This is a genomic window from Litorimonas cladophorae, from assembly GCF_014652455.1.
GTDB classification, from domain to species: Bacteria; Pseudomonadota; Alphaproteobacteria; order Caulobacterales; family Maricaulaceae; genus Litorimonas; species Litorimonas cladophorae.
Map to the genome: position 1 here is coordinate 1,627,262 of NZ_BMYV01000001.1, position 13,522 is coordinate 1,640,783.

General features: G+C 52.1%; 6 protein-coding genes. 5 read left to right on the forward strand and 1 reads right to left on the reverse strand.

Annotated features, from left to right (window positions below):
• The first annotated feature begins 86 nt into the window (after positions 1-86).
• From IE073_RS07795 to IE073_RS07815, 5 genes are all read left to right on the forward strand, one after another.
• Entirely contained in the window at positions 87-1,097 is a 1,011-nt protein-coding gene (locus IE073_RS07795; RefSeq protein WP_189583608.1) for a cation diffusion facilitator family transporter, read from the forward strand.
• Between the two features lie 46 nt (positions 1,098-1,143).
• Entirely contained in the window at positions 1,144-1,836 is a 693-nt protein-coding gene (locus IE073_RS07800) for a glutathione S-transferase family protein (RefSeq protein WP_189583611.1), read from the forward strand.
• 25 nt (positions 1,837-1,861) lie between these two features.
• Positions 1,862-2,896, forward strand: a complete 1,035-nt coding sequence (queG, locus tag IE073_RS07805) for a tRNA epoxyqueuosine(34) reductase QueG (RefSeq protein ID WP_189583614.1) — start codon at positions 1,862-1,864, stop codon at positions 2,894-2,896.
• A 75-nt stretch (positions 2,897-2,971) separates the two neighbouring features.
• The gene (locus IE073_RS07810; protein WP_189583617.1) at positions 2,972-4,420 is read left to right on the forward strand and encodes a glycosyltransferase family 2 protein; all 1,449 of its coding nucleotides are present in this window, start codon (positions 2,972-2,974) and stop codon (positions 4,418-4,420) included.
• Positions 4,421-4,561: 141 nt separating this feature from the next.
• The gene (locus tag IE073_RS07815) at positions 4,562-4,777 is read left to right on the forward strand and encodes a hypothetical protein (protein WP_189583620.1); all 216 of its coding nucleotides are present in this window, start codon (positions 4,562-4,564) and stop codon (positions 4,775-4,777) included.
• 121 nt (positions 4,778-4,898) lie between these two features.
• Here IE073_RS07815 and IE073_RS07820 read toward each other — a convergent pair whose 3' ends face one another.
• Complete coding sequence (locus IE073_RS07820; RefSeq protein WP_233349903.1) at positions 4,899-13,490, reverse strand: Ig-like domain-containing protein; 8,592 nt, start codon at positions 13,488-13,490, stop codon at positions 4,899-4,901.
• Between the last annotated feature and the right edge of the window lie 32 nt (positions 13,491-13,522).

A 13,522-nucleotide genomic window follows, 5' to 3' on the forward strand; every position in this document is an offset into this window, starting at 1 on the left:
CGACGGGTAAATCATTCCAATGTCTTTGATGAAAGCGCAGAAAATCAAACTCGCCTTTAAGAAAGTTATGGTATAACAACACTGGAATGAGCGCAAATAGCGACATATCCAATGCTGATCTAACGGCGACGACGGATGACCGTTTTGACCAGCCCAATCGACGGGGACGTCCTGGACGACTGCGGCCCGACGACTCTGCCGTTATCACACGTCGTATCACGGCATTGGCGGTCGGTCTTGGCCTGTTCATGGCTGTCGGCAAATTCGTTCTTTGGGGCGAAACAGGCTCGGTCGGTGTTTTAGCGTCACTCGTACATTCTATGCTGGACATGTTCGGCGCGATTGCCAGTTTCGTCGCGGTGCGTTTCGCCTCGCGCGAACCCAATCCAGAATATCGATTTGGGTTTGGGAAAGCCGAAAGTTTTTCCGCTGTATTCCAGGTTTGCCTCATTGTCGTTGGCGCGTTTCATCTACTGCAAGAGGTCATTGGCCACGTCGGACACACACATGCGGTCTCGCAGAGCGGTCCCGCGATAATGGTCCTAATGTTCTTTATCGCCCTGACGCTCTGGCTAATTATTGCACAAAGCTGGGCAATCCGCGCCACAGGCTCCATCGCCGTTCGAGGCGATCGCGCGCATTATATTGCAGATCTATTGGCCAATATTTTTGTAATCATCGGCATTGCCCTTGCCACCTATACCTCGCTCAAATGGGCGGATGCCGTTGTTGGCGGATTAATGGCAATTTGGCTGCTTTTCACAGCGGTTCAAATCGCGCGATTAGCTTGGGGGCAGTTGATGGATCGTGAGTTGAACGCCGATGAGCGCCGTTCAATAGAACGCCTGGCGATGGCTGATAATCATGTTCGAGCCGTAACAGAATTACGTACACGGGCGGCGGGGCCGCATCTGCACATTCAAATGCGTTTGGACTTAGACGAAACTTTATCATTGGCTGAAGCCCACGAAATAATCTTAGGCACAGAACGGCGTATCATGGCGGCGTTTCCGGCAGCAGATATCTTGATCCACCCTCACCCTGCGGGATGCGGTCATGCTCATGGAAATAGCAGGTTCCACACGAGTAAAGCGTAATCACGTTAAGGCTTCATTTGCCATGTTGGGCCTAAGGTAAGCCCGCATGCGGACGCTTTATCATTTCCCCCTACACCCGCCTTCTCGCATGAGCCGCATTGCGCTCGCCGAGAAGAAGCTGAAGGTACGCGAGGTCATCGTCGACCCATGGGCGCCCGATGCTGAATTTCTGAGCCTAACCGCGGAAGGTGCACCGCCAGTGTTGGTCGATCTCACCCAGCATGGCACCCTGACCATCAGCGGTGCCCGTGCCATTACAGAATATGCTAATGATGGCTCAAAGCGGCACCCTCTCTTGTCGGAAGACCCATTTGAACGTGCGGAGGCCCGTCGTCTCTGTGCGTGGTTCGACGGTCGATTCACCGATGAAGTGGATGCCTATATTTTGGCCGAAAAAGTTGAACGCGCTGTCCTGTCCCAATCGCAATACGACGCTGGAACCCCAGATCCAGATGTCCTGCGCGAAGGCCGGGCCTATTTGGCAGACCATTTGGACTACCTCGCAACGCTGTTGGAACAACGGGATTGGCTAGCGGGTCGTCGGTTCTCGCTTGGCGATATCTCAGCTGCGGCACATCTATCTTGCTTGGATTTCTTGGGTGAAATTCCATGGCGAGACCGTCCTGTATTAAAAGACTGGTATCAAAAAATTAAATCGCGACCCTCATTTCGCGGCCTGTTGGGGGATCGCCAACCCGGATTGCGCGCCCCGCGACATTACACTGACCTAGATTTTTAATCGCTTATCATGCCACTATAGGCCCATGGCAAACCCACTAAAATCCTTAACCCAACGTGCGGTAAAACTTGGGTTCACCCAACCCTTTATTGTGGATTTAGATACGTTCGGAATAGCGCCGGCCGAAGGTTTGCGACATGCCATTGAAGCAGGCCACCATGGATCAATGGCGTGGCTGGCCGAGACCCAAATGCGCCGGTCTCATCCAAAAAACCTCTGGCCCGAAGCCAAATCGGCAGTGGTCCTTGGCATGAATTACGGCCCCGAAACCGACCCAATGGTGACACTCGGGCAAGCTGGCGTCGGTACAATCTCGGTCTATGCGCGTGGGCGTGATTACCATGATCTTATGAAGGGGCGGCTTAAAGAGCTCGCAGGGCTGCTGGCACGAGACACTGGGGAGGATGTCAAAATTTTTGTCGATACCGCTCCGCTTATGGAAAAGCCGCTCGCCATGGCGGCCGGTATGGGATGGCAAGGGAAGCACACGAACCTAGTGAGCCGAGAATTTGGATCTTGGCTCTTCATCGGTTCAATACTCAGCGCGGCCGTCTTAAAGCCGACCCCGCCAGAACTCGATCACTGTGGGTCTTGTCGCGCCTGCCTTGATATCTGTCCTACGAACGCTTTCCCTGCGCCTTACAAATTAGATGCCCGCCGCTGCATTTCTTACCTAACCATTGAACATTCTGGCCCAGTAGAAGAGCCCCTTCGCGCGGCGATGGGTAATCGTATTTATGGGTGCGACGACTGCCTCGCAGTCTGCCCGTGGAATAAATTTGCTAGACGAGGGCAAGAAGCAAAACTAGCAGCACGGGAAGATTTAAACGCCCCTTCCCTCGCAGAACTTGCCGCTCTTGGGGAAGCGGGATTTCGTAAAAAATTCGCAGGGTCTCCGATCAAACGCATCGGTTGGAACAGGTTTCTGCGAAACGTGCTCTATGCCATCGGGAACAGTGAAGACGTTGCGTTAAAGCACATAGCTGCCGCTTATCAAATCCATGATGACGCTGTCGTTCGCGATGCCGCAAAATGGGCGACCGGAAAGCTATCCCATTGATCTGATTTCAGCCCGGCTGATTTTGCTTGCAGTCCCTCTATTACAACCCTAACGCTTTTTCATGGGGTTTAGGGGATGAAATCCGATGACCTGAAAGGTCAGTCGAAAGCGCGTTGTCAGCGACGTCAACTTGGCCATGCGGATCAGCCTGCGCAACGGCCAATATCCAATGGCATCCTATGTCTTTTCATTATTGCTTTTTTGATCTGGCTGTTCGTCACGCCGCGCGAAGCGGTGAAAAGCCTATTCGCAGGCATGGCGTGGTTGAGCGCCATTTATGCCGTTGTGAGACTTATCGCAATCTTTTCAAAAAAGCCGAAAGATTACGGGGCCGCGAGTTTATCCGATGACCTTCCACCATACACGGTTCTCGTGCCTTTGTTTCATGAAGCACAAATGGTTGACCCTCTTATGCGAGGGTTAGCGCAACTTAGGTATCCTTCAGACAAATTGGAGATCGTCTTAATCACCGAATGCGTTGACCCCTTCACTACGCAAGCCGTCACGAAAGCTATACGGAATTATGGGCACAGCGCCTTTCGACAAGTCATCGTCCCGAAGGGCACACCACAAACTAAACCGCGTGCACTCAACTTTGCACTCCAAAGCTCTGGTGGTGACTTCGTAACCATATATGATGCGGAAGATCGGCCTCATCCAGATCAACTTTTAGCCGCAGTTTCAGCCTTTCGGACCCGCCCAGACTGGGCCGCGGTTCAAGCTCCGTTGGATTACTTCAACCACGGCGACAACTGGCTTACGCGCCAATTTGCATTGGAATATGCAGCCCTTTTTCACGTATGGGTTCCTTTTCTCGTCCGCCTTGGGCTGCCGTTCCCTTTAGGCGGTACAAGCAATCATATGCGGCGCGCGCCCTTGGATGCAATCGGCGGGTGGGATTCCCATAACGTGACTGAAGATGCCGATCTTTCATTTCGATTGGCGGCGGTCGGGCATAGAATTGGTTTCATACATCCGCCAACTCAAGAAGAAGCCGTATCAATATTTCGAGACTGGCGGTATCAACGCGCGCGCTGGATGAAAGGGTATATTCAAACTTGGAATGTTCACATGGCCCGCCCCTTCGCGCCTGGCGGAATACGAGGCTTTTTGCGCTTTTTCACGCTACAGGTAACGCTCGGACTAACTTTGGTATCCGTCCTATTTTACACCCCCGTCGTCATCGGCCTACCGATAATTGGCTTGATACTCTTTTGGGTGGGCCTCCCAATTGAAGTAAGTCTGACCTACGGTCTTACGTTCGGGTTTTCGATGGGTGTTGGATGTCTAATCGGGGCCGCGGGTGTTCATCGTGCTAAGAAACCAGAACTTATTCGCGCTGCTGCGTTTATGCCGGTTTACTGGCTACTCCTATTCGGGCCCCTTTTCCGCGCCTTTAGAGAGTTACGCGGCCAGCGCTTTCATTGGCACAAGACCCGGCACGGAATTAGCAAATTTGATCTCGAAGATACGGAAATCAATGCTGCGCTCCCAAGCACCGCGCAACATTTAGAGAACATTTGAAAGATAGCTACAATTTTCGCGCTTATCAGTCTCACACCAATTGCGATAGGGACCTCGCCTCAAGCTTTCTCTGGTGTGTTGCAGATAGGGGTGATAGGTGCCGCGCCAATTTGATAGCGATTGAAAAGACCTCTTTTTCTCATGTCCCACTCCGAAGATTTGATCCTAAGTTTTGTTGCCTTAGCGATATGCGGCGGTCTTGTTGCTCTCGGTTTTCGACAAAATTTCAAAGAGAAAACCGAATTCAGAAGCGTTCGCCCACCTTGGATGATTATTGCATTGGCGGCAATCAGCGTCGGATTTATGATTGTCGTTCACATTGCAAACTTATTCGGCTTAGAGACAGGTCGACGATAAAAAAGACCGACGAGCCCGTAAGAGCCGTCGGTCAAGTCGCGCCCACTGCTTTTCGGGGAAAAGAGCGGGTCAATCGATGTCCGGCCAAAACGGCCGGAAGACTTTCGTTTTACAGCATGAATTACCCAGCAAGCGCACGGAGTAGAGCATCCTGTGCCACATCTACCTCCGCGACCTGTTCGCGCAATGCCATTGCTTCTAGGGTCATTTGTTGTTGCAAGGTTTGTCCCTGAGCATAGGCGTTACCCACTTGGGTTACGATTCCTGTGCGAAGGTCAACTTCAACAGTCGTCGATGTCGTTCGTCCATTGTCAAGCAATGCACGAACTTGCAGGCGGATTGTTTCCGCATCTAATGGACGAGTTATATCCATAGAGTCTGCACCATTGGACCAGTCGACCCAGGATGGAACTTGAGACCCGTCCGCCATACGAATGTCCCAGCTCTTGACAGTCACATCACAAACCATTGGGAATGTGGAACCCATCGAGACTGTCACGTTATGGTCATTGGCAACAGCCTCGACAACCATATAGGCGCAATCTTCGCCCATGCCTGGAACATTGACAATCACCATACCGCCGCGGAAATCTCGATCGCCGAACATGCGACCGTGATCATCTCGAGCGTCAAGTGCTCGATCGTGGAAGTAGCGCTGAAGGTCGATAGGTTGACCCTCAAGGAACTCATACGGGTCGACAAGCTCCACATCAGGAAGCGTCAACTCAGGTTCAATGGGTTCAACATACCCGTCTTCATTAACCTGCAAGCTTAACACGACTTCTGTGACGCCGCCTTCGCCGTCTGTAACGGTGACCGTAAAGACATATGGCTCGGCCCGTGGTTCCTTTGGAACACCAGAAATAATGCCAGTCTTCGGATCAATAGAAAGACCTGGTGGTAAATCATCAGCACTATATGTGAGATCGGCGTCTCCATCTGGGTCTTGCGTCGCGGCACCCACGTCAATCAGCACATTTTCGCCCACAACCGGAGCTGTCACTGGCATGATGGGTTGAGAAACGACAGGAGCGGGGTTTTCAACACTTAACACGAATGTGCTCTCAGCAATTTCACCCTGCGCGTCGGTAACGGTGACGGTTACTGTATAAGGACCAGATTGCGAAGCGGAGCCGGCGATTGTTCCTGAAATAACGCCCGTTTCGGGATCTATACTCAATCCGTCTGGAAGGCCTGTGGCTGCGAAGGCAACTGCATCACCATCCCCATCAACAAAATTGTCTGCTGTAGGGATGAAGACTTCACCGCCATCGAGCCCTGCTACGTCCGCAAGCGGGGTCACAACTGTTGGGGTGATGTTTTCAACTGTCCAGACAAACTCAGTCGAGACGGTTTCGCCGTCAGTATCCATGGCGGTTACGATCACAGTGTAAGGACCATCCGTGGACGCACTCGCTGACAACGTACCTGAAACGATCCCAGTGATGGGGTCAATGCTCAGACCGTCTGGAAGACCCGTTGCGGTGAACGTCAATGGGTTATCATCAATGTCCGAGAACGGACCAGCAAGCGGAACACTTACCGTTGCCCCATCAACGTTAAACTGTGGCGGTAGAGCCGCGTCGCCTGGAATTGTTGGAGTTACGACGGGACCGTCATTTACAGGCGTTACATCAAGAGCGACTGTCGCTATATCCGTTCCGCCTTCACCATCACTGATCGTGTAAGAGAAGCTGTCTGGGCCATTGTAGTCCGCAACAGGATCATAGCTGACACTGCCGTCACTGTTTAGCGTCACAATTGCTCCGCTTGGCAATGTCGTCGGAACGTCAACCGTGATTGGTGTGCCATTGATCGCTGTGATTGTCAGAACATCACCATCTGAATCAACGTCGTTCCCAATAAGGTCAAGAACCGTTGGTGTATCTTCGACGACCGACAGGTTCGCATCAACGCCAGCTACCGGCGGAAGATTTCCAAGAATATAAGTCAAGTTTGTCGTGAAGGTTTCACCGTCGGAATCTGTCGCCGTCACAGGCACGATGTAAGTACCTGGGTTTAGCGGATCGCCACCTTGACTTGCTGCTGGAACTGGTGTGCCAGAAATGACGCCGGTTGTTGGGTCAAAGACAAGACCTTCTGGCAAGTCAGCTGGATCAACGCTGATTGTCAGCTCTTCCAATGGATCGGGTGAACCAAAGTATGGCGTTAGGTCAATTGGTGCCACCGGTGTACCATCAGCCGCCGTTTGAACCGGGATGTAGTTTTCTGGGTCAACAGGCGGAGCAAACGGTGCATCTGGGTCCGTCGGGAAGTTCGGGTTGTTCGGCTCAGCTGCGGGCTGTGTTGGATCAACCGGGATCGGGACATCACTCACAGGTGTTACATCAAATGTAACTGTCGCAACATCGGTACCTCCTTGGCTATCCGAGACCGTGTAGCCAAAGATAAGCGTTCCATAGAAATCGCGTGTTGGGACAAATTCAACAGTCCCGTCAGCCCAAATGGTCAACTCCCCTTCTGGCAGGTCAATCGGCGATCCGATTGGTAACAAATCTCCATTTGGCAGAGCTGCGGCATCAACTGACAACGCGTCACCATCAGCGTCTGCATCACTTGCAGTGATAACATTCACTGAAATCGGTGTGTCTTCCAATGTTGAGAACACATCCGTGCCAGCAACTGGAGTTGTGTTTTCAATTGTGTAAGTCACAAATGTCGACACGTCCTCGCCGCCTGGATCTGTCGCGATGATTTCCACCACATAGACACCATCAGCATTTGCACCACCCTGCGAAGCATTCGCCAACGGCGTGCCGCTAATAACACCTGTTACGGGATCGATGTTCAGACCAACTGGAAGGTCGATAGCTGAGTACGTCAGTGTTTCACCGTCGATATCCGTAAAAGCAACCGAAGCATCGAGCGGTGTAAGAGGCGTTCCATCTGTGCCGTTTTGCGCAACAAGTGGTCCTGTTATGACAGGTGCATCATTTGCGCCTTCAATGGTCACACTGACGGTCGCCGTATCTGTACCGCCCTCGCCGTCACTGATGGTATAAGTGATCGTACTGATCGCAGTTTCACCGACTTCTAACGCTTCGAATTCTCCGTTCTGATCGAAGGTCAAACTACCGTCCGCATTGATTGTGAATTGACCTCCATTGGATCCTGCAACAGGAGCACCAACATTGGCCGGGTCACCTGCCACTTCGGATACGGTTAGTTCATCCTGATCAATATCAGTGTCAGAGCCAAGAATGACGGTTCCGGTTAAGAGCATACCTTCATTTGCGGTGAACATATCATCCGCGGCAATAGGTGCTGAATTCGAGATATTTAATTCGAATGTATCCGTGACCGTGCCGCCTTGACCGTCATCAGCGGTCACTGAGATTGTGTAGGCACCGTCGGCATTTGGTCCGCCTTGGCTAGCTGAATTATCCAGAGTTCCGACGATTTCGCCAGTGCTCGGAATAATGCTCAGACCCGTTGGCAAACCTGTCACACTATAAGTCAGCGCGTCGCCATCCGGATCAGAGATCGCAGGTACAATGGAAACAACGCCATTATCAACGGCCGTCAAAGGTCCGATCGGCGCGTCAACGACAGGCGCAATATTCTCAATAGTGTAGGTCACGAGCGTTGTGAACGTTTCACCAATTGAATCTGTCGCCGTCACTGGAACTTCAAAGACACCATTTCTGCCCGATAGCGAAGCATTTGCAGTCGGTGTGCCCGAAATTGTCGTCCCGTCAAACGTAAGTCCTGGCGGAAGGTCAGCAGGAACAATTGAAAGTGTCACTGCATCGGAGCCATCTGGGTCACCGAAATATGGTGTCAGATCTAGCGGTGCGACGGTCGTGTTGTCACTCGCTATTTGCGCTGGAATATAATTATTTGGATCAAGCGGTGGCGTATGTGGATCCTGTGGATCTACAGGGACATTTGGATCACCAATCGAACCCGCAGGTTGCGTCGGATCAACCGCGATTGGTCCATCATTCGTTCCCGTCACCGTTACCGTCACAGACGCAACATCCGTGCCGCCTTCGCCATCCGACACTTGGTAAGTAATCGTTGTCGTGGCGATTTCTCCAGCCGCTAAAGCATTGAAATCTCCAGTTGGGTCGAATTCATAGCTACCGTCTGAGTTAATTGTAAACTCACCACCTTGAGAGCCTTCAACTGGCCGACCGACATTGATTGCATTTCCATCGACCGCCGAGACAGTGAGGACGTCGCCATCCGCGTCAACATCATTGGATGTCAGAATGTTGCCGGACAATGATGTGTCTTCGTCAGACTCTAAATCATCATTCATCGCATCTGGGATAAGGTTCGAGAAAGTGTAGACAACTGGGCTTGTGACGCTTTCGCCGTCTGGGTCAGTCGCTGTAATATTTACAACATAGACGCCATCCGCGTTTGGCCCACCTTGGGATGCATCCGCTGGCGGTGTTCCCGTCAGGATTCCCGAAACTGGATCAAGTGACATCCAATTCGGCAGATCAGCAGACGTGAAGGTTAGCTCTTCACCATCAACATCAGAGAAGATCGTACTCGTGTCGAGCGGAAGTTGCTCCGTACCGTCTGAGTTTGCTTGAGTTCCAAATGTGCCCGTTGTGATCGGCGCGTCATTAGTACCTGTGACAGTTACAGTTACAGTCGCACTATCTGTGCCACCCTCGCCATCACTGATTTCATAGGTAACGCTTGTCGTGACCGTTTCGCCGACATCTAAGCCGTCGTATTCACCATTCGTGTCGAAGATAACAGCACCTGTGCTGTCAATCGTGAAGAGACCGCCATTCGTGCCAGCAATTGCTTGCCCTAGGTTTAGCGGATCTCCGTCAACTTCAGTGACAACCAATGTATCGCCGTCTACGTCGACATCACTTCCTGCGATTATGTGACCCGTAATTGAGGCGTCTTCATTCGCTGACAGAGCATCATCAATCGCATCTGGCGCTTGATTGGCTACGTCGACAGCAAAGCTATCAGTTACAGACCCACCTTGTGAATCCGTCGCTGTAACAGCCACATTATATGGGCCTGATTGTGACGCAGAACCGTCAACGACGCCAAAAATTTCACCTGTCGCAGGATCAATGCTCAAACCCGTTGGTAGACCCGACGCTGCGTAAGTTACGGCATCACCATCTGAGTCAGCAAAGCTTGCTGCAGTTGGGATAGAGACATTCGCACCGTCAAGGAGCGCAACGTCCGTTAGTGGTGCCACAACTTCTGGATTAACGTTCTCAACAGTCCAGGTAAAGTCCGTTGAAACGGCTTCGCCACTTGGGTCTGTTCCAGTGATGGTTACTACATAGGGACCATCCGCAGAGGCACCTGCTGGCAGTGTGCCAGAAATTTCACCTGTGACCGGATCTATCGCCAGGCCTATTGGCAGACCCATTGCTGTAAACGTTAGATCGTCGCCATCGATATCGGAGAAAGGACCCGAAACCGAGACGCTAATTTCATCGCCATCAAAGCTGGATTGCGGTGGAAGAGCCGCTTGGCCAGGAACAGTAGATGTTACGATTGGTGAGTCGTTCACTGGCGTTACATCCACCGTGACACTCGCCGTATCCGTGCCGCCTTCGCCGTCACTGATCGTATATGTGAAACCATCAGGACCGTTATAATCGGGCACAGGTTCATAATTAACTGTGCCATCACCAATGACCGTCACGACCGCGCCGCTTGGAAGCGTTGTCGGCACGCCAACTATTACCAGTGTCCCATTGATTTCGGTGATCGTCAGGTCATCGCCATCAACATCTACATCATTCCCAATAAGCTCGAGAATAGTCGATACGTCTTCCACAACAGGAAGCGTTCCATCCGCCTGCGCAATTGGCGCAGGGTTAGAAAGGTTATAGGTCACATTGGTGGTGAACGTTTCACCACTTGGGTCAGTGACGGTCACAGGTACGATATAAATACCAGGGTTCAGCGGATCACCGCCTTGGCTCGCATCTGATGTTGGCGTACCCGAAATTGTTCCTGTCGCAGGATCAAATATGAGGCCCGAAGGAAGATCTGCTGGATCTAGGCTAATCGTCAAAACTTCCATCGGATCTGGGTCGCCGAAATATGGTGTCAGGTCGAGCGGCGTCACTAGCGCGCCATCTTCAGCCGACTGTACCGGGATATAGTTCATCGTATCAACCGGCGGTTCATAAGGTGCTGTTGGGTCAGTCGGGAAATTCGGGTTGTTGGGCTCAGCCACCGGCTGGGTCGGATCAACCGCGATTGGTGTATCGTTGACGGGTGTCACATTAATTGTGACTGTCGCTACATCTGTTCCACCCTGTCCGTCACTAACTGTGTATCCAAAGACAACGGGACCGAATAGATCGGCAGCTGGTTCAAATGTTGCTGTACCATCAACGAGGACCGTAAGTGTGCCCTGCGGAATTTCAGTCGCGATGCCAACTGGGACGATCGTTCCGTCTGGCAAAGCGACGGCGTCCACAATGAGTACATCACCATCTATGTCGACATCACTGTTTGTGATGAGGTTGACCGTGACAGGCGTATCCTCCGCCGTCGTGATCACGTCATTTTCCGCAACTGGCGCAGGGTTTGTCAGGGTGTAAACCACATTTGTGGTGAACGTCTCACCACTTGGGTCAGTCGCCGTGACAGCGACGATATATACCCCATCATTGCCGCCTTGGCTGGCATCAGAACTTGGCGTTCCTGAAATTGATGTTCCGTCAAAAACGAGGCCCGCGGGTAGATCAGCTGGGTTGAGAGACAATGTCAGCGCGTCCGTTCCGTCTGGATCACCAAAGTAAGGTGTGAGATCAAGTGGCGTCACAGGGGCACTATCCGTAGCGATTTGCGCCGGGATGTAGTTCTGAGGGTCCACTGGTGGATCACGTGGGTCTTGTGGATCGGATGGATCGCTTGGGTCAATTGGTCCGACTGGCTGCGTTGGATCGATTGCGATGGGCGCATCATTCACGCCTTCAACCGTCAGATTTACCGTCGCAATGGAGAACCCGCCTTGGCTGTCTGTGATCTGATAGCTGAAGCTATCATCTCTGGTTTCTCCTCCGGCGAGATTTTCAAACTGACCATTCGGATCATAGTCATAAGACCCGTCCGCATTCATCGTAAGCAACGCGCCACTTGGAAGGGTAATGACTGCGCCAGATGTGATCGGCATCCCGTTGACTTGGGCGACGGTTAAGACATCACCGTCAAAATCAGTGTCAGCTCCGTTAGTGTTGTCGATCATGACAGAGTCGGAGAGTACGGTATCTTCATCCGTCATCTCAACATCATCCGCCGCAATTGGCGCAGGATTTGTGATCGTGATTTCTACAACTGTGCTAAAAGTTGCGCCGCTGGGGTCCGTCGCTGTTACAGTGACATCATATACACCACTTATCCCGCCTTGGCTGGCGTCGGCCGTCGGAGTCCCCGACAGAGTTGTTCCGTCAAAGACAAGACCGTCTGGCAAGCTGGTCGGATCAATAGAAAGCGTAATCGCGTCCGTTCCATCTGGATCACCGAAATATGGTGTCAAATCGATTGGCGTAAACGGTGTACCGTCTGCACCTGTTTGAGCTGGGATGTAGTCTTGCGGGTCAACTGGCGGATCCCGCGGGTCTTGTGGATCGGACGGATCAGCCGGGTTATTAGGGCCAACTGGCTGCGTCGGATCAACGGCAATCGGGCTATCATTTGCTCCTTCGACTGTGACCGAGATGACCGCCATATCCGTGGCGCCATCTGCATCTGTAAGCAAATAACTCAACGTCGTTGTCGCCGTTTCACCGACGGCAAGATACTCAAAGTCGCCATTCGGACTGAAGCTGTAGGAACCATCTGAATTGACAATGAACTCACCACCAATGGAGCCTTCCGTTGGGGTTCCAACTAGTGCTGGATTTCCGTCAAGCGCAGCAACACTCAATAGGTCACCGTCAATATCACTATCGATGCCACTACCCGTATCTAATGAAATTACATTGCCGCTAACATCGGAGCCGTTTTCACTTACTATTGCAAAGTCGTCCTGTGCAATTGGCGCTGGATTGGCGATTGTGAAGTTCACAACAACGCGTGTTTCAACGCCGTCTGGATCGGAGGCAACAACTGTAACAGGATAGACGCCGTTATTCAGCGGACCATTTTGGCTCGCATCTAGCGGCGGCGTACCCGTAACAACGCCCGTGAAAGGATTGACCGACAACCAACTTGGCGCGTCCTCTAGATCGAAGAACGTACGTTCCACATCGGGATCTGCAAAGTAGTCTGAAAGATCTAGCGGGGGCATTGCCTCACTATCATTTCCAATCTGCGTTGGGATCGTCGGATTGGCCGCGTTAGGGTTGGCTGGATCAATAACCACTGGGGCATCGTTCTGACCTTGCACTGTGATTGTGACGGTGGCCGTGTCTGTGCCGCCCTCGCCGTCACTAACGAGATATGTCACGCTTGTTGTCGCACTCTCGCCAACATCTAATCCTTCGAATTCCCCATTGGCGTCAAACACGTAAGTTCCATCAGGGTTGATCGTAAATAACCCCCCATTTGAACCAGCAATCGCCTGTCCAAGGTTGGCTGCAACGCCATCAACTTCGACGACGCTTAGATCGTCGCCATCAACGTCGATATCTGGGCCGTTGCCATTACCAGCAAACACGCTGCCCATGGCTTGCGTGTCGTCTTCAGACGCGGAGATCGCATCGTCTTGAGCCACAGGGATCGGGTTGGTCACGGTGATCACGATTGTATCTGTGATCGTACCATTTTCACCAT